The sequence below is a fragment of the Mycobacterium gordonae genome (assembly GCF_002101675.1).
GTDB lineage: Bacteria > Actinomycetota > Actinomycetes > Mycobacteriales > Mycobacteriaceae > Mycobacterium > Mycobacterium gordonae.
The window spans coordinates 35,574-59,835 of record NZ_LQOY01000012.1 but is presented as its reverse complement, the minus strand read 5'-3'; the positions used below and the strand labels follow the sequence as shown (position 1 = coordinate 59,835).

Annotated in this window: 21 protein-coding genes; 8 read left to right on the top strand and 13 right to left on the bottom strand. The window is 67.1% G+C overall.

The features are described 5' to 3' along the window. Positions 1-9: 9 nt before the first annotated feature. Complete coding sequence (locus tag AWC08_RS01190) at positions 10-762, bottom strand: hypothetical protein (protein WP_172835212.1); 753 nt, start codon at positions 760-762, stop codon at positions 10-12. A gap of 84 nt (positions 763-846) precedes the next feature. On the opposite strand from AWC08_RS01190, the gene AWC08_RS01185 reads away from it, so the two are divergent. Next, positions 847-3,411 carry a cation-translocating P-type ATPase gene (locus AWC08_RS01185; RefSeq protein WP_069433123.1) on the top strand — a complete coding sequence of 855 codons (2,565 nt, stop codon included), beginning with the start codon at positions 847-849 and terminating at the stop codon, positions 3,409-3,411. On the opposite strand, the gene AWC08_RS01180 is transcribed toward AWC08_RS01185, so the two are convergent. From AWC08_RS01180 to AWC08_RS01170, 3 genes are read right to left on the bottom strand one after another with little or no spacing between them, the layout of a single operon-like run. Further along, positions 3,404-4,243, bottom strand: coding sequence for a carboxymuconolactone decarboxylase family protein (locus tag AWC08_RS01180; RefSeq protein WP_065135718.1), 840 nt, complete (start codon positions 4,241-4,243; stop codon positions 3,404-3,406). The genes AWC08_RS01185 and AWC08_RS01180 overlap by 8 nt on opposite strands. Positions 4,244-4,253: 10 nt before the next feature. Continuing rightward, a complete protein-coding gene (locus AWC08_RS01175; protein WP_069433124.1) occupies positions 4,254-5,627 on the bottom strand; it encodes a TldD/PmbA family protein in 1,374 nt (457 codons plus the stop codon). Then, positions 5,624-7,141: a TldD/PmbA family protein gene (locus tag AWC08_RS01170; RefSeq protein WP_069433125.1), complete on the bottom strand. Its 1,518-nt coding sequence runs from the start codon at positions 7,139-7,141 to the stop codon at positions 5,624-5,626. The genes AWC08_RS01175 and AWC08_RS01170 overlap by 4 nt, the downstream gene beginning before the upstream one ends. A 33-nt stretch (positions 7,142-7,174) precedes the next feature. Between AWC08_RS01170 and AWC08_RS01165 the strand changes: the two genes are divergently transcribed. The 6 genes from AWC08_RS01165 to AWC08_RS01140 all read left to right on the top strand — a co-directional run bounded on the left by AWC08_RS01165 (position 7,175) and on the right by AWC08_RS01140 (position 14,027). Next, positions 7,175-8,047 carry a carbohydrate ABC transporter permease gene (locus AWC08_RS01165; RefSeq protein ID WP_065135715.1) on the top strand — a complete coding sequence of 291 codons (873 nt, stop codon included), beginning with the start codon at positions 7,175-7,177 and terminating at the stop codon, positions 8,045-8,047. Continuing rightward, positions 8,034-8,855, top strand: coding sequence for a carbohydrate ABC transporter permease (locus AWC08_RS01160; protein WP_065135714.1), 822 nt, complete (start codon positions 8,034-8,036; stop codon positions 8,853-8,855). Before AWC08_RS01165 ends, AWC08_RS01160 begins: the two co-directional genes overlap by 14 nt. A gap of 181 nt (positions 8,856-9,036) precedes the next feature. Next, positions 9,037-10,353 carry an ABC transporter substrate-binding protein gene (locus AWC08_RS01155; protein ID WP_069433140.1) on the top strand — a complete coding sequence of 439 codons (1,317 nt, stop codon included), beginning with the start codon at positions 9,037-9,039 and terminating at the stop codon, positions 10,351-10,353. 90 nt (positions 10,354-10,443) lie between these two features. Beyond that, on the top strand, positions 10,444-11,178 hold the full coding sequence (locus AWC08_RS01150; protein ID WP_065131973.1) for a Crp/Fnr family transcriptional regulator: 735 nt from the start codon (positions 10,444-10,446) through the stop codon (positions 11,176-11,178). Between the two features lie 96 nt (positions 11,179-11,274). Beyond that, positions 11,275-12,957: a hydroxylamine reductase gene (hcp, locus tag AWC08_RS01145; protein ID WP_065131974.1), complete on the top strand. Its 1,683-nt coding sequence runs from the start codon at positions 11,275-11,277 to the stop codon at positions 12,955-12,957. Beyond that, positions 12,957-14,027 (top strand): 2Fe-2S iron-sulfur cluster-binding protein, encoded by a 1,071-nt coding sequence (locus AWC08_RS01140; RefSeq protein WP_069433126.1) that lies wholly within the window; start codon positions 12,957-12,959, stop codon positions 14,025-14,027. Before hcp ends, AWC08_RS01140 begins: the two co-directional genes overlap by 1 nt. 15 nt (positions 14,028-14,042) lie before the next feature. Here AWC08_RS01140 and AWC08_RS01135 read toward each other — a convergent pair whose 3' ends face one another. The 7 genes from AWC08_RS01135 to ddaH form a co-directional block, all read right to left on the bottom strand. Next, positions 14,043-14,666 carry a TetR/AcrR family transcriptional regulator gene (locus AWC08_RS01135; protein ID WP_232007782.1) on the bottom strand — a complete coding sequence of 208 codons (624 nt, stop codon included), beginning with the start codon at positions 14,664-14,666 and terminating at the stop codon, positions 14,043-14,045. A gap of 10 nt (positions 14,667-14,676) precedes the next feature. Continuing rightward, entirely contained in the window at positions 14,677-14,877 is a 201-nt protein-coding gene (locus AWC08_RS01130) for a rubredoxin (protein ID WP_065131977.1), read from the bottom strand. After that, the gene (locus AWC08_RS01125; RefSeq protein ID WP_083271066.1) at positions 14,877-16,121 is read right to left on the bottom strand and encodes an alkane 1-monooxygenase; all 1,245 of its coding nucleotides are present in this window, start codon (positions 16,119-16,121) and stop codon (positions 14,877-14,879) included. Before AWC08_RS01125 ends, AWC08_RS01130 begins: the two co-directional genes overlap by 1 nt. A gap of 173 nt (positions 16,122-16,294) precedes the next feature. Then, positions 16,295-17,173, bottom strand: a complete 879-nt coding sequence (locus AWC08_RS01120) for a universal stress protein (RefSeq protein WP_065131979.1) — start codon at positions 17,171-17,173, stop codon at positions 16,295-16,297. Continuing rightward, positions 17,170-18,615, bottom strand: coding sequence for an amino acid permease (locus tag AWC08_RS01115; RefSeq protein ID WP_065131980.1), 1,446 nt, complete (start codon positions 18,613-18,615; stop codon positions 17,170-17,172). Before AWC08_RS01115 ends, AWC08_RS01120 begins: the two co-directional genes overlap by 4 nt. A gap of 19 nt (positions 18,616-18,634) precedes the next feature. Then, positions 18,635-19,861, bottom strand: coding sequence for an ornithine--oxo-acid transaminase (gene rocD, locus AWC08_RS01110; RefSeq protein ID WP_069433128.1), 1,227 nt, complete (start codon positions 19,859-19,861; stop codon positions 18,635-18,637). Beyond that, positions 19,858-20,721: a dimethylargininase gene (gene ddaH / locus AWC08_RS01105; protein ID WP_065131982.1), complete on the bottom strand. Its 864-nt coding sequence runs from the start codon at positions 20,719-20,721 to the stop codon at positions 19,858-19,860. Before ddaH ends, rocD begins: the two co-directional genes overlap by 4 nt. 125 nt (positions 20,722-20,846) lie before the next feature. Between ddaH and AWC08_RS01100 the strand changes: the two genes are divergently transcribed. After that, the gene (locus tag AWC08_RS01100; RefSeq protein WP_065131983.1) at positions 20,847-21,293 is read left to right on the top strand and encodes an Rv2324 family transcriptional regulator; all 447 of its coding nucleotides are present in this window, start codon (positions 20,847-20,849) and stop codon (positions 21,291-21,293) included. 18 nt (positions 21,294-21,311) lie between these two features. Here the strand turns inward: AWC08_RS01100 and AWC08_RS01095 are convergent, their stop codons facing one another. Together AWC08_RS01095 and AWC08_RS01090 are read right to left on the bottom strand one after the other, a co-directional pair. Beyond that, on the bottom strand, positions 21,312-22,160 hold the full coding sequence (locus AWC08_RS01095; protein WP_065131984.1) for a CbiQ family ECF transporter T component: 849 nt from the start codon (positions 22,158-22,160) through the stop codon (positions 21,312-21,314). Then, on the bottom strand, positions 22,157-24,214 hold the full coding sequence (locus AWC08_RS01090; RefSeq protein ID WP_414855563.1) for an ATP-binding cassette domain-containing protein: 2,058 nt from the start codon (positions 24,212-24,214) through the stop codon (positions 22,157-22,159). Before AWC08_RS01090 ends, AWC08_RS01095 begins: the two co-directional genes overlap by 4 nt. Positions 24,215-24,262 lie beyond the last annotated feature (48 nt).

Here is a 24,262-nt window from a genome sequence, read left to right as displayed (position 1 = left end):
AGACGCAACTCAATACACGTACACAACAGCGCCGTTGCCGCCGTTGCACACCACCATCGAGCCGTTGGCCGCACACGTCATGGTGTAGTGCTGACCGGTCACCGGGCTGTCGGCTTCCACCTGACGCGGCGTCACACTGGCAGGTCCACCAGCGCCGTAGGCGACCCGCACCTGCTCGGCAAACGGGCACGACGTGTCCGCCGATCCGACCGCGGAGTGCGCAAACCCACCGGATGGCCCCGACGTCGGCGGGCACGCCTGCGCCCCCGCCGGCAACGCCACCGACGTGGTCGTCGTCGTCGTCGTCAAACCGTCCGTCACCAGCGTCCACGGCGCGCAGCCCTGCGACCGGAACCCGGCGTCCGTCGGCGCGATCGTCACCGTCTGCGGCAGAATCCCCGCCCCATTGGCGATGATGTCGGCGGTCTGCCCACCGAAGCCGCGCAGCCGCTCCCAATAGCAGGAGTCACCACCCTGGGATCGATACACACCGGGCACCAGATCCACGCCCGTGCGAAACGTTCCGTCCCCCGGGATGGTCCGGGCAACCGGAGCCGACGAAGACGGAGTCGTAACAGACGACGATGACGAAGACGTGGACGGCGGAAACGACACCGTGGTGCCGGGATAGATCGGCGGTAGCCGCGACGGGTTGTCGTGCCCGGTCGGGGTTTGCCGCGCCGGCTTGCCGCCGGATCCAGAACAACCGGTCATAGCGAATACCGCGACCAACATGATGGCGAAAACCGCTCTAACCGCCATGACTCCCCGCTGCTGCTGCGATCTTGATTTGTTTGCTCACGATACCGCGAACGAGTCAGGCAGCAACTGCGCGCGGGTGAGAACATAGCGGGTGTGACGGCACCAGGGCTGACCACGTCGGAAGCCACCGAGCGCCGCGCGCGGGACGGGGCCAACACCTTGCCCGCGGCGAAGCGTCCATCGGTCTTGCGCCGCATGCTGGGCGAGCTGACGCACTTCTTCGCCTTACTGCTGTGGACGGCCGCGGCACTGGCCTTCTTCGCCAAGCTCCCGCAACTCAGCATCGCGATCATCGCGGTGATCGTGCTCAACGGCGTCTTCGCCCTCATCCAGCAGGCTCGGGCCGATCGCGCCGCCGACCGGCTGCAGGAGATGCTGCCCACCCGCGTCACAGTCTTCCGCGACGGCCGCCGGCGGCTGATCGAGGCCGAGGACGTGGTCGTCGGCGACGTGCTGCTGCTGGAAAGCGGTGACCGGGTGCCCGCCGACGCAACCGTGCTGGCCGAGAATCGGTTGCTCGTCGACTCCTCGATGCTCACCGGCGAAAGCCAGGCCAACTCGGTGGCCGAAGGCGAGGCGCTCTTTGCCGGCACCTTCGTCGTCGAGGGCGACTCTCGCGCCGAGGTCACCGCGATCGGCCAGCACACACGGCTGGCCGGGATCGCGCGGCTGTCGACGTCGACCACCAAGCCCGACACTCCCCTGACCCGCGGCCTCAACGGCGTCGTGCGTCTCACCGCCGCGATCTCGGTCAGCGTCGGCGTGCTGTTCCTGCTGCTTTCCCTGCTGATCGGCAACCCGGTCCAGCAGGCGTTCGTGTTCGCGATCGGTGTCACGGTCGCCCTGGTCCCCGAGGCCCTGCTGCCGACGGTCACGCTGTCGCTGGCCTGGGGTTCGGAGCAGATGGCCAAGCGGCAGATCCTGGTGCGCAACCTCGAGGCGGTCGAAACGCTCGGCTCGACCACCTTCATCTGCACCGACAAGACGGGCACCCTCACCCGTAACCAGATGACCGTCGTCGAAGCCTGGACGCCCGCCGGCACAGTGAGCATCGACGGCGCCGGCTACGGCCCCACGGCCACCCTCACGCCGTCCTCCCCCACCGCAACAGACGCCGCCCGCGAACTCGCCCTGGCCGCCGAACGCTGCTCCACCGGCTACGCCGAAGAAGTACAAGGACAGTGGCGGGCGCACGGCGATCCGATGGAGGCGGCCCTGGACACCCTCGCCCGCCGCCTGGGTGTCGACACCGGCGCGGACCGTCGCACCGGCCCCGTGCAACTGCGGTTCCCCTTCGACCCCCGGCTGCGCCGGATGGCGGTGGTGCTGGCCGACGAGATCGTCATCAAAGGCGCGCCGGACGCCGTCCTTCCGCTGTGCGGTGACGATCCCGAGCCGCACCGGGCGATGGAGGCCCTCACCGCCCGCGGGCTGCGGGTGCTCGCCATCGCCGCCGGCCCGCGAAACGGCCGCACGCCCCGCAATCAGACGGACTGCGAACAGGACTTGCGCCTGCTCGGCCTGGTCGCACTGCAGGACCCGCCGCGCGACGACGTCTCCGAATCACTTCAGGCCTGCCGGACGGCCGGGGTGAAAGTGGCGATGGTGACCGGTGACCATCCAGCCACCGCGACCGCGATCGCCGACGAGGTGGGGCTGCGGTTCCCCGACTCGCCGGTGCTGTCCGGTACCGACCTCCCCGAGGATCAGCCGCAGTTGGCCGCGCTGATCGACCACGACGGCGTCGTCATCGCCCGGGTATCGCCGGAGGACAAACTGCGCATCGCCCGCGCGCTGCGCTCCCGCGGCCACGTGGTGGCGATGACGGGAGACGGGGTCAACGACGCGCCCGCGCTGCACGAGTCCGATATTGGCGTGGCGATGGGCCTTTCCGGCACCGACGTCGCCCGCGCGGCAGCCGATCTGGTACTGCTCGACGACTCCTTCGCGGGCATCGTGGCCGGCATCGAGCAGGGGCGCGCAACCTTCGTCAACATCCGCCGTTTCCTGACCTACCACCTCACCGACAACGTCGCCGAGTTGGCGCCGTTCCTCGTGTGGGCGCTCTCGGGCGGCTACTTCCCGCTCGCGCTCGGTGTCTTGCAGATCATCGCGCTGGATCTCGGCACCGACACCCTGTCGGCGGTCGCGCTCGGCGCGGAGCCACCCGCTCAGCACCTGCTGGAGGGGCCTCCGGTGCACGGCCGGCTGATGAATCGCACCGTGCTGCGCCGGGCCTTCGGCTTGCTGGGACCGCTGGAAGCGGTTCTCTCGCTCGCAGCCTTCGTCGTGTCCCTCCTCGCGCTCGGCTGGCGCCCCGGGGATCCGTTCCCGACCGGACACGCGCTGGCAGCGGCGTCCGGCGCGGCCTTCATCACCGTCGTGCTGGCCCAGACGGCCAACGTCTTCGCCTGCCGATCGTCCTCCCGCTGGCCGGGAGCGCTGGGCTGGTTCACCAACCGGCTCTTGGTACCCGCGGCACTGATCGGGCTGGCGATCTCGCTGCTCGAACTGTGGGTACCACCGGTCGCGCGGTTGCTGGGTCAGTGGAATCCGCCGTTATGGGGCTGGGCGGTGGCGCTGGCTTCGATACCGGTGCTGCTCGGCGTCGACGCGCTGGACAAACGGCTTCGAGCGCGGGTCAGCTGAATACCGTCTGACCATCGACATCGATCAGATACCGCTCGGTCCCCGACTCCACGCGCGCCGCGTCGGCACCCAACGACACGGCGATCTTGTTGCTGGCATTGCGCATGATGTCGAACGTCAACTCGACGGCTTCCTCCGGCGAGAACCGGGAGCGCACCTCGGCGGCATCGTCGACGGCGAGGTGCGCAGGCGTCCAAATTAACGCATCCGCATACCGCAGCGCTGCCTTTGCGCGTGCATCGAGCACAACCGAGTTCTCGAACTGGGCAATCTCGTCGTACAGCCCCTCGTTGCCACCCGCGTCCAGGGCATGCCCTTCGCGCAGCGACTTGCACAGCCGGCAGTTGTGCGCGGCCGCGCCGCGCAGTCGCACCAGCTCCGAGGTGATCGGGTCGACGGCGCGCTCGCGGGCCACCCGGGGCAGGAATCGACTGAACAACTCATCCGAGGGATCACGCCCGTCGTCCCACGCGATCGGCCCGTCCACCCAACCGAGATATTCCGAGCCGACGCCCAGCGCCTCGAACCCGGCCCGTACCCGCGGCACGAAGTCGGCGATGAACATCCCGATGACGACTCGAAAGGTGTTGCCGCCCAAATACTTGGACAAACGCGAGCGTTGTTCGCCGGTGATCGCCGACACGTCGGCGCTGAACTGCTCGGCGAACTCGGCGACGACGGTTTCGGACTCGGACTCGGGCTCACCGACCGTAACCGGGTTGGGCAACGGCGGCAGCGACATGGTCTGCGCGCACACCCGGCGCACCAGCCCCGACATACGCCCGTCGGAGTACGCGACCAGTTTCGTCAGCTGGTCAGCGGGAAGCGGCATCTTTCGTACGCTACTGCGCCTGGCTCACCGAGGACATATGGAAGTCGGGGATCCGTAACGACGGCATGGCCGCCCGGGTGGCCCAGTCGCCCATCTCACGCGGCAGCGTCTTCTCGCTGACGCCGGCCTCGGTCGCCCGCCGCAACAGATCCAGTGGGCTTTCGTTGAACCGGAAGTTGTTGACCGCGCCGGTCACCTCGCCGTCCTCGATCAGGTACACCCCGTCGCGCGTCAGACCCGTCAACAGCAACGTGGTGGGGTCGACCTCGCGGATGTACCACAACGTGGTCAGCAGCAGTCCCCGCTCGGTGGCCGCGATCATGTCGGCCAGTTCTGCCGATCCGCCCGTCATGACGATGTTGTCGCCGGCCACCGCCACCGGGGCGTCGAATCGCGCTGCGGTGGCACGCGGATAGGCCAGCGCGTTGATCACTCCGTCGCGGATCCACTCGACCTGGTTGATCTCCATGCCGTTGTCGAAGACCGACATCGTCTCTGAGGAGTTGCTCACCGCGACGAACGGCGTGCACGCCAGGCCGGGAGCCATCGGATCGGAGAACATCGTCAGGGGCAGATCCGTGAGCCGCTCCCCCACCCGGGTCCCGCCGCCGGGCGCCGACAGCGCGGTGCGGCCTTCCTGAGCGCCGCGGCCGGACATCTTCCAGGCCAGGTAGATCATCAGGTCGGCGACCGCCGAGGGCGGCATGATCGTCTCGTAACGGCCGGCCGGCAGTTCCACCGTCCGCGACGCCCAGTCCAATCGCGTCGAAAGCTCCGAGAGCAGCGAATCGATCGGCACGTCAATGAACGTGGAGGTGCCGATGCCGGCCCAGGCGCTGGCGTCACCGCGCTTGGCGTTGACCTCGATCGCGCCGGACGGCTGGGTGTAGCGCCGTCGCAGCCCGGTGGACGACGCCAGGAATGTCGTCGAAACATTGTGGTGGGCATAGCCGTACAGCCGATCGCCGCCACGGAACCCGGTGCACAGCGGACCGCTGAGGCCGGTGAATACACCGACGCCGGTGCCGGGCACCGGCGCATCCCAGTCGGCGGGCTCCCCGGAACCATCGAGCAGCGGCGCCGCGTCCCCGGCCTCCGGCGCGGAGCGCGCGGCATCCTGAGATGACGCCACCAGCTGTGGCAACACCGTCGGGTCCGACTCGCCCGTGACCACCGTGCCGACATACGCGCTATCGCCTTGCCGGACAATGGAAATCACCGCCACACTACGGCTTACCGCGACGCCGTTGGTGGTCATCGTGCTGTTCGCCCAGCGCAGCGACGCCTCGACCGTGTCGGTGACCAGCACCATGGTCTCGTCCGCACGTCCGATCTTGGCGGCCTCGTCCAGGACGATGTTGACGACGTGCTGAGGTGTGATCATCGGCCGCCCTCGGTCCGGGTGTTGAGCACATTGATGCCGCGGAACAACGCCGACGGGCAGCCGTGGCTGACCGGGGCCACCTGACCTGGTTGCGCCTTGCCGCAGTTGAGCGCGCCGCCCAGTCGCCACGTCGACCGGCCACCGACGGCCTCCATCGCATTCCAGAAGTCGGTGGTGGTCGCCTGGTAGGCCACGTCGCGCAACTGCCCGTAGAGGCGGCCGTCGCGGATGCGGTAGAAACGCTGCCCGGTGAATTGAAAGTTGTAGCGCTGCATGTCAATCGACCACGATTTGTCGCCGACGATGTAGATGCCGTCGTCGATCCGGCTGATCAGATCCTCGGTGCGCAGATCCTCCGGCCCCGGCTGCAGCGACACGTTGGCCATCCGCTGAATCGGCACGTGGTGGGCCGAGTCGGCGTACGAGCACCCGTTGGAGCGGGGCTGCCCGAGTCGCGGCGCGAACACCCGGTCGAGTTGGTAGCCGACGAACACCCCGTCGCGGACCAGGTCCCAGCTCTGCGCGGCCACTCCTTCGTCGTCGTAACCGACGGTGGCCAATCCGAAGTCGACGGTGCGGTCGGCGGTCACGTTCATCACCGGCGAGCCGTACTGCATGGTGCCCAGCTTGTCCGGAGTGGCGAACGACGTCCCGGCGTAGGCAGCCTCGTAACCGATCGCGCGGTCGTATTCGGTTGCGTGGCCGATGGATTCGTGGATGGTCAGCCACAGGTTGCTGGGGTCGATCACCAGGTCCGTCGGGCCCGGCACCACCGACGGCGCGTGCACCTTCTCATAGAGCAGGTCGGGCAGCTCCGCGAGCTCGGCGGACCAGTTCCAGATGTCGTCGCCGGCCACCAGTTCCCAGCCCCGCGCCGCGGGTGGCACCAGCGTGCGCATCGACTCGAAGTTGCCCGCCTTGGTGTCGACGGTCACCGCCTCGAGCTGCGGTTGCAGCCGGACCCGCTGCTGGGTGATGGAGGAGCCGAAAGTGTCGGCGTAGAAGGTCTGCTCTTTGGCGGCGTTGAGGGTGGCCGACACGTGGTCGACGCCGTCGGCGTCCAGTAGCCGCCGCGAGTAGTCCCCCAGCACGCTGATTTTCTCGGACGCCGGGACGCCGAACGGGTCGACCTGATAGTCCGAAGCCCACATCACGTCGGGGTACACCGGCTCGGGTGCGAGCCTGACCTGTTCGTTGTTCAGCGCCGCCAGCAAGGTGGCCACCTGGACGGCGTGGCGCGCGGTTCGGGCCGCCACATCCGGCGACAACTCGGCATGGGAGGCGAAGCCCCAGGTGCCCGCGACGATCACCCGGACCGCCAGCCCGACGTCGCGGGTCAGCACGGCGGTCTCGAGTTCACCGTCGCGCAGCTGGACTATTTCGGTGGTGATGCGGTGAATCCGCAGGTCCGCATAACTGGCCCCGGCCGCCTTGGCCGCGGCCAACGCGGCGTCCGCCAACTGACGTCGCGGCAGGTCAAGGAAGTCGGCGTCGATTCCCCGGTTCGCTGTCACGGGTACACCGTAACGACCGGCTTTAATACATTCATGCCCGACGCGCCACGCCGTTCCACCGCGCTGGCCTACACGCTGCTGGCGCCCAGCCTGTTCGGTGTCGTCGCATTCCTGTTGCTGCCGATCCTGGTGGTGATCTGGCTCAGCCTGTACCGCTGGGACCTGCTGGGACCACTGCACTACGTCGGGCTCGCCAACTGGCGCTCGGTGCTGCACGACGGTGATTTCGGCGACTCGCTGGTGGTGACCGCGATCTTCGTCGCGCTGGTCGTACCGGCGCAGACGGCGCTGGGGCTGCTGGCCGCCCTGTTGCTGGCTCCCCGGCTTCCGGGCAGCGGACTGTTCCGGACGCTGTATGTGCTGCCGTGGATCTGCGCGCCGCTGGCGATCGCGGTGTTGTGGCGCTGGATCCTGGCCCCCACCGACGGCGCCGTCAGCACCCTGCTGGGCCGGCGGATCGAATGGCTGACCAACCCCGATCTGGCGCTGCCGATGGTGTCGGCGGTGGTCATCTGGACCAACGTCGGGTACGTGTCGCTGTCCTTTCTGGCGGGCCTGCTGGCCATTCCGGAGGACGTCCACAACGCCGCGCGTACCGACGGGGCCGGCGTGTGGCAGCGGTTCTGGCGCATCACCCTGCCGATGCTGCGGCCCACCACGTTCTTCGTGCTGGTCACCGGGATCGTCAGCACGGCACAGGTTTTCGATACGGTCTACGCACTGACCGGCGGCGGCCCAGAGGGCAGCACCGACCTGGTGGCCCACCAGATCTACGCCGAGGCATTCGGTGCGGCATCGATCGGGCGCGCCGCGGTGATGGCCGTCGTGTTGTTCGTGATCCTGGTCGGCGTCACGTTCGTTCAGCACCTCTACTTCCGCCGGCGGATCAGCTATGACCTCGTCTAGGGCGCGGCTGGGACTGCTCTACGCGGGCCTGGTCGCCGGCGCGCTGATCACCCTGGCGCCCTTCGCTTTGGGGCTCCTCACCTCATTCACCTCCGAGCACCAGTTCGCCACCGGTTCCCCGCTGCAATGGCCCCGTCCGCCTACCCTGAGGAACTACACCGACCTGGTCGGCACCGGTTTCGGCCGCGCGGCGGCGGTGACCGCGCTGATGACGGCGGTGATCCTGTTGGGCCAGATGACGTTCTCGGTGCTGGCGGGTTACGCGTTCGCGCGACTGCACTTCCCCGGCCGCAACGCCCTGTTCTGGGTCTATGTCGCAACGTTGATGGTGCCGGGCACCGTGACCGTGGTGCCGCTGTATCTGATGATGGCTCAGCTGGGCCTACGGAACACGTTCTGGGCGTTGGTGATTCCGTTCATGTTCGGCTCGCCGTATGCAATCTTTTTGCTGCGCGAGCACTTTCGGCTGATTCCCGAGGACCTGATCAACGCCGCACACCTCGATGGCGCCAACACCCTCGACGTGCTGGTGCACGTCATCCTGCCGTCGAGCAAGCCGGTACTGGCCGCGTTGACGATGATCACCGTGGTCTCGCAGTGGAACAACTTCATGTGGCCCTTGGTGATCACCAGCGGCCGCAAGTGGCGGGTACTGACGGTGGCCACCGCGGACCTGCAGTCCCGGTACAACTCGCAGTGGACGCTGGTGATGGCGGCCACGACGGTCGCGATCGTGCCGCTGATCGTGCTGTTCCTGGCGTTCCAGCGACACATCGTGTCCTCGATTCTGGTGTCGGGGCTCAAGTGACACGAGGCTGCTGCGTCGAGGTTGCGGCCATGGCTGCGAATTTCGCAGGATCGCGACCACCAAGGCAATCTCGGTGCGCGAGGGGAGCCAACTGGCCCCGCGCTGAGATTGCGGCCAGGGCTGCGATGTGCGCGGTTTCACGACCCTCACGGCAATCTCGGCGCGCGAGGGAGGCGCTCCTGTGAACCGCCCCCGCTTCTCGACGCTGTTCGCCGCCGCACTCACTTTGATTTCGGCGTTACTGCTGACGACGGCGATGCTGATGGGCCGCTCCGAAGACAACGGCAAGATCGTGGTGACCGTGCGACTGTGGGCTGAGCCGATCGCGCGGGTGTATCAGCAGTCGTTCCAGGCATTCACGCGCACGCACCCCGACATCGAAGTGCGCACCAACATGGTGGCGTTCTCGAACTACTTCGACACCCTGCGCACCGACGTGGCCGGCGGCAGCGCGGATGACATCTTCTGGGTGTCCAACGCCTACCTCGACGCGTACGCCGACAGCGGCCGACTGATCAAGATCGACGGCCCGGACCAGGGTTGGGATCCGGCGGTCACCGAACAGTTCACCCACAACGGCGTGCTGTGGGCGGTACCGCAACTCACCGATGCCGGCATCGCGCTGTTCTACAACGCGGACCTGCTGGCCGCCGCCGGCGTGGATCCCGCCGCGCTGGACACCCTGCGCTGGAGCCCGGGCAGCGACGACACGCTACGGCCGCTGTTGGCCCGGCTGACCGTCGACGCCGACGGACACCTGGCCGGCACGACGGAATTCGAGCCCCGGCGGGTGCGCCAGTGGGGATACAACGCCGCCAACGACCCGCAGGCCATCTACCTCAACTACATCGGTTCGGCCGGCGGAGTGTTCCAGCGCGGCAACGAGTTTGCCTTCGACAACCCCGAAGCGCTGCAGGCCTTCCGTTACCTTGTCGGTCTGATCAACAGCGACCATGTCGCGCCGCCGGCTTCCGACACCAACGACAACGGCGACTTCTCCCGCAACCAGTTCCTGGCCGGCAAGATGGCGCTGTTTCAGTCCGGGACCTACAGCCTGGCCGCGGTGGCGCGCGACGCCACCTTCCGCTGGGGAGTGGCGATGATGCCGAGCGGGCCCAAGGGCCGCGTCAGCGTGACCAACGGCATTGCAGCAGCGGGCAATTCGGCGTCGAAGCATCCCGAGGCGGTGCGCCAGGTGCTGAACTGGATGGGCAGCAGTGAGGGCAACGCCTACCTGGGTCGCGAAGGCGCCGCCATCCCGGCCGTGCTCTCGGCGCAACCCGGCTACTTCGCGTATTGGAAAGCCAGGGGCGTCGATGTCGGCCCGTTCTTCTCGGTTATGCGTGGCCCGCGGATCCCGGCCCCCGGCGGCGCCGGGTTCGCCGCCGGCAACGAGGCTCTGCAACCGTATTTCGACGAAATGTTCCTGGGCCGAGGCGATATCGCCGCGCTGCTGAAGCAGGCGCAGGCAGCGGCCAACGCCGCGGCCTCGCGTTAGGTTGCGCGAGCAGACGCAAAATCCCCTGGGAGCATGCGCTCCAGGGTGATTTTGCGTCTGCTCGCGCCACTAGCTATAACGTCGGATCCGATGAGTACCGACCTCCGCCAAGCCATCGCGTCCGCCCCGATGTTCGGCGGCCTGGCCCCCGAACACGTCGAGTTCTTGGCCGCCCAGAGCCGGCCGATCTCGCTGCCCGCCGGGCAAGTGCTGTTTCGCCGCGGGACCCCGTCGACGGGCTTCTACATGGTCCGCGACGGCCGGATGCAACTCTCCGTCTCCAACTCCGAGGGTGTGGTCAAGGTGGTAGAGATTCTCAGTCCCGGCAGCGCTTTCGGTCACGCGGTGATGTTCCTGCACGAGCCGTACCCGGTGGACGCCACCGCACTCACCGACACCGACCTGGTTTTTGTCCCGGCCGCGGCCGTCGACCGACTACTCGACAGCGACCCAGCCATGGCCCGGGTCATGCTGTCCTCGATGGCGCGCCGGTTGCAGTCGAAAATCCAGGACATCGCCATGCTGTCGCTGCAGTCGGCCACGCAGCGGATCATCGCCTACATGCTGGGCGCCGCGGGCGCCGGTTCCTGGGACCTGGCCGGCGCGACGGGAACATCGACCGCCCCGGAAGCCACCTCGGCCAGCGTCCAACTGCCGGCCCTCAAGCAGGTCCTGGCCTCCCGGCTCGGGATGACCCCGGAGACCTTCTCCCGGGCGATGCGCAGCCTCACCGCCGAAGGACTGATCCAGGTGAACGGCTCCGTCGTCGAAATCCCCGACGTCAGCGCCCTCGACGCGCACGCGCGCAGCCAGTCGATTCTGTGACCGTTCACACAGCGCCGACTTGATCTAGGTCAAAGCCGGCCCCACCACCTCTCCCTAGCGTGAGCACATCAGCCGCTCACAGCCCCAGGAGACTCGATGTTCTGCTACCAGTGCGAACAGACCGACCGCACCGCATCCCCCGATCGCCCCAACCTGCTGACCTTCGGCTGCGCCACAGCAAAGGGCAACTGCGGGAAGGACGCCACCACGGCGGCGTTGCAGGACGTGCTGGTCCACGTCAACCTGGGCATCGGCCAGTACGCGCAGAAAGCGCGGGAACTCGGCGCCCCCGACCCTCGGTTCGCGGCGCATGCAAGCTTTGACCTGTTCACCACACTGACCAACGTAAACTTCAACGCCACCCGTTTCATGTCGTTGATCGCCGACGCCGTCCGCATGCGCGACCAGGCCAAGCTGGCCTACGAGGACGCCGCCCGCGCCGCCGGCACCGAGCCCGCAACCCTGCCCGGAGCGGCTCAATTCTTACCCGCCACAACCATTTCCGAAGTGGTCGCGCAGGCACTCGAGGTAGGGGTGGGCGCCGGGCTCGACGTCCTGGGCGCCGACGTCGTCGGGCTGCGCAACCTGAACCTGTACGGGCTGAAGGGTGTCTGCGCGTACGCCCATCACGCACATGCCCTCGGCTACCGCACCGACGAGACCGACGCCGGAATCGAAGCCAGCCTGGCGTTTCTGGCCGGCGCACCGTCGGACCCCGACGCGCTGCTGGGGCACGCCCTGGAACTGGGTTCGCTGAACTTCGCGGTGATGGCGATGCTCGACGCGGCCAACACCGGCAGCTTCGGCAACCCGGTGCCCACCCCGGTGCGGGTCACCCCCGTCGCCGGCAAGGCGATCCTGGTGTCCGGGCACGACCTGCACGACCTGGCCCGCATTCTGGAAGCCACCGAAGGAACCGGCATCAACGTCTACACCCACGGCGAACTGCTGCCCGCCCACGCCTACCCCGAGCTGCACAAGCACAGCCATCTCGCCGGCAACTACGGCGGCGCCTGGCAGGATCAGCAACGGGACTTCACCGCCTTCCCGGGCCCCATTGTGATGACCTCCAACTGCCTCATCGAGCCGCGGCCGGCTTACCGCAACCGCATCTTCACCACCGGCCCGGTCGGCTGGCCGGGCATCCGCCACCTCGACACCAACAACCTCTCGCTGGTGGTCAAGGCGGCACAGTCATTGCCGGGGTTCACCGCCGAGGTGCCGGCCGAAACCGTCATGACGGGCTTCGGGCGCGACGCGGTGCTCAACGTCGCGGATGCCGTCATCCAAGCGGTCAAAGACGGTGCGATCAAACGATTCCTGCTCATCGGCGGCTGCGACGGCGCCGCACCGGGACGCAACTACTACACCGAGGTCGCCGACCACGCGCCTGCCGACACCGTGCTGATGACGTTGGGCTGCAACAAGTACCGCTTCAACGACCATGAGTTCGGTGAGATCGGCGGCATCCCGCGACTGCTCGACATCGGACAGTGCAATGACAGCTACTCGGCCGTGCAGATCGCGCTGGCGCTGGCCGACGCTTTCGGCTGCGGTGTCAATGATCTGCCGCTGAGCCTGTTTGTCTCGTGGTTCGAGCAGAAGGCCGCCGCGGTGCTGCTGACGCTCTTGTCGCTGGGAATCCGCAACATTCGACTCGGCCCGACGCTGCCGGCGTTTCTCACCCCGGCGGTGGTCGACATCCTCGTCGACAAGTTTGCGCTCAAGCCCATCGGCGACCCGGCACAAGACCTGGCGGATGCCATGGGGGGAGCCTGATGACCGAGATCGCCGACACGCCAGCCGACACCGAAATTCGCTGCTACGACGTCGTCCTCGTTACCAGCGAGGGCGAGCGGTCCACCATCCGATGTGATTCGCGGACAACGGTTCTCGACGCCGCCGAGCAATCCGGCCTGGTGCTGAAGTCAGCATGCCAGGCCGGTGGCTGCGGAGCCTGCTCGGCGGTGCTGTCCGACGGGCAGGTGGAGATGGGTGAACACGATCCCGATGTCATCGAGACACCCGAGGATGAAGGCGGTGTTTTGCTGTGCCGCAGTTTCCCCCGCGCTGATTGCCGAATCGACCTGCCGTACGGTCGCGGCCAGGTCGTCACCGCTCCGCCGACGCTGCACCGGGCGCGCATAGTCGGATTGGACCGGGTCGCCGACACCGTGATGCGGCTGCGGCTCTCGCTGCTGGCCGACGACGACGGATCGTGCTCTGCGGACTTCGAATCCGGACAGTTCGTCCGCATCACGGTACCGGGCAGTGACGCCCGGCGCGCCTACTCGCCGGCCAACGTCGCCAATTGGGATGGCGCACTGACGTTCTACATCCGACTGCTGCCGGGTGGACGGATGTCGGAATACCTGATCGGCGCCGCCAATGTCGGTGACGAGCTGACGGTCTCGAGCGCAAAGGGTGATTTCGCACTGGTGGAGAACGGTCTTCGGCCGCGCTGGTTCATCGCCGGCGGTACCGGCCTGTCACCGTTGCTGTCGATGCTGGGCCGGATGGCCGAGTGGGGAGACACCCAGCCCGCGCGGCTGTTCTTCGGGGCCACCCGGCACACCGAGGTGTTCGGACAGGACGAACTGCGGGCGCTCGCCGCGTCGCTTCCCGATTTTCGGTTCGATACCGTGGTGTGGCAACCAGATCCTGAATGGCTTGGCGCCACCGGCAATCCGGTCGAGCTGGCGGCGGCGGAGGCGGCCCTGCTCGACGAGTGGCCCGACGTATACGTGTGCGGGCCGCCGCCGATGGTCGATGCCGCCTACGCCGCACTCACCGGAGTCGGCATACCCCGGGAGCAGATCCACGCCGAGCGCTTCTCCGCGGTGGAGTAGCGCCGCGCGGCCCGGCTAGCGCCGCTCCCGTCCGATGGAGGTGACGAAGGGCGCCAACACGTGGGCAATGGTCTTCGCCGCGTCGTCGGCCCCGATCGGCGGGAGGGCAAGGAAGCTGAGCGCGGCGCGCGCGATGGTCTGGCCGAGCACGTTGGCGTCGATGGCATTGGCCCGCACCCAGCTCCGCTCGAAAATCGCGGCGAGGTGTTCTGCGGCGTAGTCGACGATGAATTGGCTTTCCACCGTGATCATTCGGAGCAGATCATTGGGCGCGTCTTCGGTTCGCAGCGCGCACACCAGCGGATCGCTGTCAGCGCGGGCGAAGAACTCACTGAACGCCGACCGCAGGGTGCCGTAGCCGTCGCCCGGATGGGTCTCGACCGCGCTTTCCATGCCGGTGATGATGCTGTCGGTGAGCCGCAACGCATAACTGCGTGCCAGTCCGCGACGCGTCCCGAACTCGTTGTAGAGCGTGCCCCGACTGATCCCCGCTTCCTTGGCGACATCAGCCATGGTGATCGTCGACCACTTGCGTTCGACCAGCAAGCGCTGCATCGCGTCCAGAACTCCCTCGCGCATCAACGCGAAGGCGTTGTTCTGATACGGGCTGCGGTTTCGCGGGGACGTCGGCTCAACCATCCAACCGAGGCTATTCGGCATCTCGCTTGGCTCCTGTCGTCGAGCGCGCGCGCTTCGGGTCGAAGTCGAACTTCTCGCGGACGCCGCAGTCCGGACAGGGCCAGCCGTCCTCCACGTCGTCCCAGCTTGTCCCGGCCGGATAACCCTCTCGGGGCGCCCCGATCGCTTCGTCGTAGACGTAGTCACAGTTCGGACACTGAAAGGCAGCCATCACCGGGCTCCGTAGCGAGCGAGAATCTTCTCGCGCTTGCGGGGGTCGATGTTGACCCTGGTGATGTCACCGTCGTAGTGATCGATGACCCGGTGGTCCATCAGCTTGCGCCATAGCGGCGGGAAGTACGTCAGACCGACCAGCGTGGCGTATCCGCTGGGCAGATTGGGAGCACCGTCCATGCTGCGCAGCGTCTGATAGCGCCGCACGGGATTGGCGTGGTGGTCGCTGTGCCGCTGCAGGTGGTACAGGAAGACGTTGGTGACGATGTGGTCGGAATTCCAGCTGTGTACCGGCGCGCAGCGCTCATAACGTCCAGACGCGGTCTTCTGGCGCAGCAGACCGTAGTGCTCGAGAAAGTTCACCGACTCCAGCAGCGACGCGCCGTAGGCGGCCTGGATGATCAGGAATGGCAGCACCTGCCACCCGAAGGCGACCGTCAGCGCACCGAACAACACGATCGACATGATCCACGCGTTGAGCACGTCGTTCTGAATGTGCCACGGGGACTTGCCAAGCCGCTCCATTCGCGCCTTCTCCAGTTCCCAGGCCGACTTGAGCGAGCCGAAAACGCTGCGTGGCAGGAACATCCAAAAGCTCTCACCGAATCGCGCACTGGCCGGATCTTCCGGGGTGGAGACGCGGACGTGATGGCCGCGATTGTGCTCGATGTAAAAATGCCCGTAAAGCGTCTGCGCGAGTGTAACTTTGGACAGCCAGCGTTCCAGATTCTCGCGCTTGTGCCCCATCTCGTGGGCGGTGTTGATACCCACTCCGCCGATAACGCCCATCGTCGCCATCACGCCGATCTTGGAGACCAGACCCAGACCGCCGCTGATTCCCAGCCAACTCAGGTCGTCGGCCGACCAGAGGTAGCAGGCCACGATCAGGCTGGCCATCTGGAAGGGAATGAAGGCGTAGGTGCAGTAGCGGTAGTACTTGTCGTTCTCCAGGTACTCGATCACCTCGTCCGGCGGATTCTGGTCGTCGGCGCCGAAGAAGGTGTCCAGGATCGGCAACAGCACGTAGAGCAGGATCGGCCCGACCCACCACAGCACCGGGGTGGCGGCGGTCCATCCGAGCTTGCCGAACAGCCACGCGACGCCCACGGCGGCCAGCAGCGACGTCGGAAGTATCAGGCCCAGCGGCCACAGGTATCGCTTTCGATCCCGCCAGCGTGCGACGCCGGCGCCGGGGTTTGTCTGTGCAACGGTCGCCACGGCGAACCTCCTCGAACTATTCATCGCTTCCTGCCAGCGACGTCGGGTGTGGTTATGAACATATCAGCTGATTTGTTCAACCCATGCACCAATTTAAGAGTCTGTTCAAACCGTGAGGCAGATCGCAGGCACGCGGATGGCGCCCACCCAGGCGTAATCACCGACGAAGAAAAAGACGCGATACCGACGGCCGGGCCTCAGCCCGGCAGCACCAGCACCGGCAACGGACTGTGCCGGATGATCTGGCCGGAACGCACCCCGAGAAACACGCGACGGATGTCCCCGCCGGGCGAGGTGCCCAGCGTCAGGATCTCGCCGTCAACCCAATCGGCCCGGTGCAACGCCTCCAACCAGGTGTGACCGGTGATCACCTTCAGCACGACGTCATTGCCGATGACACCGTCAATCTTCAACGACTGCAAGGCCTCTCGCGCCTGCGCCGCCCACGTCTCGAGGATCGAGTCCTCGGCGTCGAGGCCGACGTCCGGCGGGTACATGGTGCGGCCTCGGACGGCGAAGGTCAGCACCCGCAACGGAATCTGCATCCGCTCGGCGTACGCGGCGCAGCGGCGCACCACATCGACCGACTGCGGGACCGGTGCGTACGCACATGTGAGCCGGGTCAATCTTCCGGTGCGCGACTGGTAGCCGGGAGAGCTGATCGCAACCGGAACCGCGGATGAGTGCAACAGCGAGTCGGTCGTGGAACCCACCACCATGTGCACGCGCCCGCTGCTGGGCAGCGAGCCGAGCACGAGGATCTCGGCCCCAGACTCCTCGACCACTTCGGCCAATCCACGCGACACCGACCGATGCGCGCGGTGACAGTAGTGAACCTCGAGGTCTTCGGCCAGCGACATGAGATATCCGCGGGCTTCGTTGGCCGAGCTTTCCGCCAAATTCTCAGCCCAATACTGGTATTCGGCGTCGACACGCGCCAGTGACGGGGCCGGCCAGCCCCTCGGCACGATGGTCGCCACCGTCAGCGAGGTCTGCAGCGTCCGGGCGATGCCGACGGCCAGGTAAAGCCCCGAGAGCCCCACCTTGTCGGCGCGGTAACCGACGACGACGGTCACGGCGGACTCTCGTTCAAGGCGCTGTGATGTCGCCCCCACAGGAAGTAGTAGATCAGCGCTACCGTGATCCAGCCGCCGAACGCCAACCAGGTGTACCAGTGCAGGCTGGCCAGGATGTAGCCACAGGCCAACACCGAAAGCACCGGCGTCACAGGGTATCCCGGCACCCGGAACCCGCGCTCGAGATCGGGTTCGCGCACCCGCAGGATGATCACCCCGACCGACACCACCATGAATGCCGTCAGCGTGCCGATGGACACCATGTCCGCCAGCTTGTCCAGCGGTACGAACGCTGCCAGCAGGCTCGCGGCCGCCGCGACAATCACGGTGTTGTTGACCGGCGTCATGGTGGTCGGGTTCACCGTCGCGAACCGCGTGGGCAGCAACCCGTCGCGGCCCATGGCGAACAGGATGCGCGTCTGGCCGTACATGGTGACCAGCGTGACGGTGAAGATGGAGATGACCGCGCCGGCGGCCAGCACCGTGCCGGCCCAACGGCTGTGCGTGACGTTGTCGAGAATCGTGGCGAGCCCGGCGTTCTCCTGGGTGGCGAAGTCCTGCCACGGTTGGGTGCCGAGTGCGGACAACGCGACGAGCAGGTACACGCCGGTCACCACCACCAACGCCGCGACCAACGCACGCGGCATGGTCTTCTGCGGATCCTTGACCTCGTCTCCGGCGGTCGAGACGGCGTCCAGGCCGATATAGCTGAAGAAGATCGTGCCCGCCGCCGTGCCGATGCCGGCGACCCCGAACGGCGCGAAGTCCTTGAGGTGGTCGTCGTTGAAGGCGGTGAAGGCGATCACGGCGAAAAGCCCCAGCACACCCAACTTGATCAGCACCATGATGGTGTTGACCTTCGCCGATTCACTGGCGCCGCGGATCAGCAGCAGCGCGCACAGCACGATCAGGATGACCGCGGGCAGGTTCACCCACCCGTGCGCGACGCCCGCCGGCGCCTTGTCCCACGGCGCCGCCGAGAGCGCGTGCGGCAGTTCGACGCCTAAGAGATTGTGGAGCAGCTTGTTGAGATAGCCACTCCATCCGACGGCCACCGCGGCGGTGGCCACCCCGTACTCCAACAGCAGGCACGCCGCCACCACCATGGCCACCGCCTCGCCGAGCGTGGTGTACGCGTACGAGTACGACGAGCCAGAAACCGGCACGGCCGAGGCCAATTCGGCATAGCAGATCGCGGCCAGGCCGGCCGCGATCCCGGCCACCAGAAACGACACGAGCACGCCGGGACCGGCCTCGGGCACGGCCTGCGACAGGACGAAGAAGATTCCGGTGCCCACGGTCGAGCCGACCCCGAACAGGGTCAGTTGGAAAGTGCCGAAACTGCGCTTGAGCTCGGGGGCGGCTCCCTGAGCGACGGGTGCGCCTCCCACTGGGCGCCGGCGCAGCATCTGCTCCTTGAGGCTGATCGAAGTGGCCGGCAAGTGCGCTCCCCTCGCTGTGTCAGCTCAGTATGGCCTCCCGCAGCACCGCGGCGAACTGCGCCACGACCCATTCGATCTCCGCGGCGGTGATCACCAGCGGCGGGGCGAACCGCAGCGTCCAGTCGTGGGTGTCCTTCACCAGCACGCCGCGGTCGGCCAGCCGCAGGCTGATCTGCTTGCCGGTGCCCAGTTGCGGGTCGATGTCGACACCGGCCCACAGGCCGAAACCGCGCACCGCCGTCACCCCGCCGCCAATCAGCGCACCCAACCCCTCGTGCAGGTGCGTCCCGAGTTCGGCCGAGCGCGCCTGGAACTCTCCCCTGGCCAGCAGGCCCACGACGGTGGCGCCGATCGCGGCGGCCAGCGGGTTGCCGCCGAACGTCGAGCCATGCTCACCCGGGTTCAGCACGCCTAGCACATCGGCGTCGGCGACCACCGCCGACAGCGGCACCACGCCTCCGCCTAGCGCCTTGCCGAGGAGGTAGACGTCGGGCACCACGCCCCAGCGGTCGCAGGCGAACGTGTATCCCGTGCGCGCCAACCCCGACTGGATCTCGTCGGCGATCATCAGCACGTTGTGTTCGCTGCAGAGGGCACGCACCGCGGGCAGGTAGTCATCCGGCGGCACGATGATGCCCGCCTCGCCCTGGATCGGCTCGAGCAGTACCGCGACGGTGTGCTCGTCGATCGCGCGCGCCAGCGCGGCGGCGTCACCGAACGGCACCGAACGGAACCCGGGCGTGAAGGGACCGAATCCCCCGCGTGCCACCGGATCGGACGAGAAACTGACGATGCTGATCGTGCGGCCGTGAAAGTTGTTGTCGGCCACGATGATATTGGCCTGCCCGGCCGGGACGCCCTTGACGTCGGTGCCCCACTTGCGGGCAACCTTCAGACCGCTCTCGACGGCCTCGGCGCCCGAGTTCATCGGCAACACCATGTCCTTTGCGCACAGCTCGGCGAGCGCCGCGCAGAAGGGCCCGAGGCGGTCAGAGTGGAAGGCGCGGCTTACCAGCGTCACGGTGTCGAGCTGAGCGTGGGCCGTCGCGACGATCTCGGGATGACGGTGACCGAAGTTGACCGCCGAATAGGCTGCCAGGCAGTCCAGGTAGCGGCGGCCGTCCACATCGGTGATCCAGACGCCCTCGGCGCTGGCCGCCACCACCGGAAGAGGCGAATAGTTATGAGCGGCATGCCTTTCCACCAGGTCGATGGCGGTGTCGGTCAGGTCGGCCAAAATCGTCATGGGTGTACCTCCAATGTGCAGCACTTCACCGAACCACCGCCCTTGAGCAGTTCGGACAGGTCGACGCCAATCGGCTCGAAACCGGCCGCCCGCAACTGATCCGCGAAACCCGTTGCCGCGGAGGGCAGCACGACATGGCGGCCATCGGAGACGGCGTTGAGCCCGAACAGGTAGGCATCCGACGTGCCGACGATGATGGCGTCGGCGAACAGCGCCCGCAATTGGGTCTGGGCCGATTCGCTGAACGCCGGCGGATAGTAGGCGATGGTGTGTTCGTCGAGGACGGCCAGCGCGGTATCCAGGTGATAGAAGCGCGGATCCACCAACTCGAGGGATACCACCGGCATTCGCAGGGCCGCCGCGATCTCGGCGTGCGCGCGTGGATCGGTGCGAAACCCGTAGCCCGCCAGCACCATATCGCCGATCAGCATCAGGTCGCCCTGCCCCTCGTTGATGTGGCGGGTGGTCACGGGCCGGTACCCGACCGAGGACATCCACTTCGCATATGCCCGGGATTCCTCGGCACGCTCGGCGAACCGGAATCGCGCGACGATCGCGATGTCATCAGCGACGAATCCGCCGTTGGCGGCGTACACCATGTCCGGCAGGCCCGCCACCGGCTCAATGAGATCCACCCGATGACCCAGCCGGACGTAGGTTTCGCGCAGCCGCTCCCACTGCACCGTGGCGAGGCTGACGTCGACCGCCGTGCTGGTGTCCATCCAGGGGTTGATGGCGTAGTCGACGGCGAAAAAGGTCGGCGGTGTCATCGCATAGTGCCGTGCGGTGGGCTGACGTTCGCGTGGGCAGGCCGACCTCAACCCGGGCACGAATCGAGCGTCAACATAGTTGTCCGTCATAAATATCAACGCTATGGCGCCGCTTCTACGCAAGCAAACGAAGTACATTGCGCATTTACCATCGATATGTTGCGCTACGCTTCGTACAGCGGTGATTTGTTGTGTGAACGACGAGGAGGTGCCGGATGGACCGCCTGGACGACACGGACGAGCGCATTCTGGTCGAGCTCGCCGAACACGCGCGGGCCACGTTCGCCGAAATCGGTCAGAAGGTGAATCTGTCCGCGCCGGCGGTGAAGCGCCGGGTGGACCGGATGCTCGACAGCGGTGTGATCCGGGGCTTCACCACCGTCGTCGACCACAACGCGCTGGGCTGGAACACCGAGGCGTACGTGCAGGTCTTCTGTCACGGCCGGATTGCCCCGGAGAAGTTGCGAGAGGCGTGGGTGGACATCCCCGAGGTGGTCAGCGCCGCCACGGTGACCGGTACCTCGGACGCGATCCTGCATGTGCTTGCCCGGGACATGCGGCACCTGGAGACCGCGCTGGAGCGCATTCGGTCCAGCGCCGACGTCGAGCGCAGCGAGAGCATCGTGGTGCTGTCCAACCTCATCGACCGGATGCGGCCTTGAGGCAGACCGTCACAAATGTCAGCGCACGGTGAGCATCGTCTGAATCGCCACACCCGCACCGCAGACCAGCACGGAGATCGTCATCGCGACCCAGTCCGAAAGCTTGGGCCGGCGCGGGTGGGCCGACAACTGACCCGTGCCGCCGCGCGCGGTGATCGCGTCGCCCATCTCGTCCGCGCGGCGCAGCGTCACGGTGATGGTGGCCGCGAGCAGATCGATGACCTCCAGCCTGCGCTGCTGACGCTTTTCTTTGCGGTTGCGCGGCACCGGTTTCGGCCGCAGTCGGCGCGCCGCGTACAGCACCTGGAACTCGTCGATCAGCATCGGGAAGGCACGCAACGCCAGCGCCAGCGCCACCGCCCACTCGTCGATCGGCAGCCGCAGCAACCGCAACGGCCGGCCCAAAGTGGCTACGGCGGGCCCGATTTCGGCAACGTTGGTGGTGTATGAAACCAGACCGCCCAACGCCAGCAGCACCAGTGTGAGCGCGGTGATCCGCAGGAAGTTCAAGAAACCGCCCAGGCCTACCTCGAGGCCGAACGCCGAGACCAGTGGGTCACCGCCGGCCAGCGCCGCGGTGAAGCCACCGATGGCGACCACGATCCACAGCCACCGGGGTATCGACGGCAACGCACCGCGGGGAATGTGCGCGGTCCAGATCGCCGCCAGCACCAGGGCGGCAGCACATCCGATCGTCACCCAGCCCGGATAGAAGGCCAGTAACACTGAAATGCCGAATACCACCAGGAGTTTGGTGCCCGCCCACAGCTCGTGGATGCGTGAGGAGCCAGGTATGGGAACCAGCAACACCACCGGCCGGCCGGGCCTGCGGGTCTCGCGCTGTCTCGGGTGCGATGTGGTGGTCACGGCGTACCCCCCGGTCCCGCCGCTGATGCGGAGGCCGACTCCAAGACGCCGTCACGCAGATGCAAGGTGCGCGGGCACAGGCTCTCCATCCCGACCAGGTCGTGCGAGATGACCACTACCGTCAGACCCCGCTCCCGGCGCAGATCCTCGAGCAGGCGCAGCAACCCGCTCTGGCTCTCGGCATCCAACCCGGCCAGCGGCTCATCGAGGATCAGCGCCTTGGGTTGGCAGGCGAGCAGGCCGGCCAGGACGACCCGACGCATCTGGCCGCCGCTGAGCTTGTCGATGCTGCGGCTGGCCAGCGCAGGGTCGAGTCCGACGACACCGAGCGCCGCGATGACCCGATCGTGGTCTTTGTGTGAGAAACCGGCCGCGGAGGCGACTTCCAAGTCGACGCGGCTGCGCATCAATTGCAGCCGGGCCGCCTGGAACGACAACGCCACCGCGCCCACCTGCTCGTCGGTGGGACGCCCATCCAGCAGACACACCCCACTCGTCGGCGACGTCAGACCGGCCATGATCCACGCCAGCGTCGACTTGCCCGAACCGTTGCCGCCATGGATCAGCACACCGTCGCCCTGTTCGACGACGAAGTTGATGTCGCGCAGCGCCGTCTTCGCCCACGGGGTCCCGATGCCATATTCATGGCCGACGCCGACGAGTTCAAGCGTCGACCCACTGCGTGTGCCACCCACTCCCACCGTGGGCAGCTGCGCATCCCCTGCGGGCTGGACCATGCCTGAGTTGTCCGGAGAATCACTGAGTTTGATTGTGCGGTCTGCAGATTCGGCTTCGTTGTTGTAGTGCGTAATGTGCACCAGTGCGGTCCGGTGCCGCTTGGTGAGACCCGACAGCACGTTCAGCAAGCCCTCGCGGCCCTGCTGATCCACCATGGTGGTGACTTCGTCGGCGATCAGCATCGCGGGCTCACGGGCCAGTGCGGCGGCCAGCGCCAGCCGCTGCAATTCGCCACCGGACAGGCTGCCGGTGTCGCGTTCGGCCAGATCTTCCAGTCCCACCTCGCGCAGCAATGTTTCGACGTCGGTCTTGGTACCCGGCGGCAGCCCCCACACCACGTCGTCGGCAACCCGGGTGCCGAGCACCTGACTCTCGGGATGTTGCAGCACCACCGCCGTGCCACCCAGCTTGCCCAGCCCAACCGCACCTGGGCGGTGCACCGTGCCCGATGTCGGTTCCCGGCCGGCCAGAAGCAACATCAGGGTGGTTTTGCCGGAGCCGTTTGCGCCGGTGATCGCGACGTGTTCGCCCTCGCCGATGTCCAGGCTGATCTCGCGCAATGCATCCTGGCCGGCGCCTGGGTAGCGGAACCGCACGTGGTCCAGCCGCACCGGCACGGGGCCGACGGCGGCGGCGCCACCGTCACCGGCGGGCGCGTCCAGCTTGTGCACGTCCGGGATGCCCCGCATCCGCTCCAGCAGCCGGGACAGGGCCCACCACCCGATCAGTGAGATGACGATGACCGCGACGGTGACACTGCCGAGTAAGACCAGCTGCCAGTAGTGCAGCGCCGCGGCGTAGGTCGCCTTCAGCCACGACCCGACATCCTCCAAGCCCACCCGGCCCAGAAACGACGCCAGCCCGTTCACGTTCGCGCTGATCGCGTCGCGCATCAGGTGCCGCAGGCGGGTCAACACCGTCAACACCCCGACGTTGCCGGCGCCGAACACCAGGCCCGCGATGACCGATGACACCACCACCGTGGGGGTGCCGCGACCCCGGCGCTTGATGATGCCGGTGAGCCCTCCGATGTAGGCGCTCTGGATTACGCCCATCAACCCGCCACCGCCGGCGATCAGGAAGGCGATGACGCCGGCGGCGACCGTCGCCGTGATCAGTACCCGGAGCCGGTATCGGTAGGCCAGCAGGCCGGTAGGGACGGTGCCCAGCAGCGCCAGTCCCGCGGCAAACGGCACAACGACGGAGATGATGGCGGTCACCGCGCACAGCGCGGCCATTACCGACGCTTGCGCCAATTCACTCGGTCGCAGCGGTCCACCCCGAGCGCGCGAAGGGGATGGCCCGATCTCGCTCACTCGACCGATTCTGCCAGGTCCACTTGCCGCCAGGTGCCAGCACACAGC

Coding starts and splice junctions, on each gene's coding strand:
- AWC08_RS01190 (WP_172835212.1), bottom strand. CDS start 762: ATGGCGGTTAGAGCGGTTTTCGCCATCATGTTGGTCGCGGTATTCGCT.
- AWC08_RS01180 (WP_065135718.1), bottom strand. CDS start 4,243: ATGCCGCTTCCCGCTGACCAGCTGACGAAACTGGTCGCGTACTCCGAC.
- AWC08_RS01175 (WP_069433124.1), bottom strand. CDS start 5,627: ATGATCACACCTCAGCACGTCGTCAACATCGTCCTGGACGAGGCCGCC.
- AWC08_RS01165 (WP_065135715.1), top strand. CDS start 7,175: ATGCCCGACGCGCCACGCCGTTCCACCGCGCTGGCCTACACGCTGCTG.
- AWC08_RS01160 (WP_065135714.1), top strand. CDS start 8,034: ATGACCTCGTCTAGGGCGCGGCTGGGACTGCTCTACGCGGGCCTGGTC.
- AWC08_RS01150 (WP_065131973.1), top strand. CDS start 10,444: ATGAGTACCGACCTCCGCCAAGCCATCGCGTCCGCCCCGATGTTCGGC.
- hcp (WP_065131974.1), top strand. CDS start 11,275: ATGTTCTGCTACCAGTGCGAACAGACCGACCGCACCGCATCCCCCGAT.
- AWC08_RS01140 (WP_069433126.1), top strand. CDS start 12,957: ATGACCGAGATCGCCGACACGCCAGCCGACACCGAAATTCGCTGCTAC.
- AWC08_RS01135 (WP_232007782.1), bottom strand. CDS start 14,666: ATGGTTGAGCCGACGTCCCCGCGAAACCGCAGCCCGTATCAGAACAAC.
- AWC08_RS01130 (WP_065131977.1), bottom strand. CDS start 14,877: ATGGCTGCCTTTCAGTGTCCGAACTGTGACTACGTCTACGACGAAGCG.
- AWC08_RS01125 (WP_083271066.1), bottom strand. CDS start 16,121: ATGAATAGTTCGAGGAGGTTCGCCGTGGCGACCGTTGCACAGACAAAC.
- rocD (WP_069433128.1), bottom strand. CDS start 19,861: ATGACGATTTTGGCCGACCTGACCGACACCGCCATCGACCTGGTGGAA.
- ddaH (WP_065131982.1), bottom strand. CDS start 20,721: ATGACGGACAACTATGTTGACGCTCGATTCGTGCCCGGGTTGAGGTCG.
- AWC08_RS01100 (WP_065131983.1), top strand. CDS start 20,847: ATGGACCGCCTGGACGACACGGACGAGCGCATTCTGGTCGAGCTCGCC.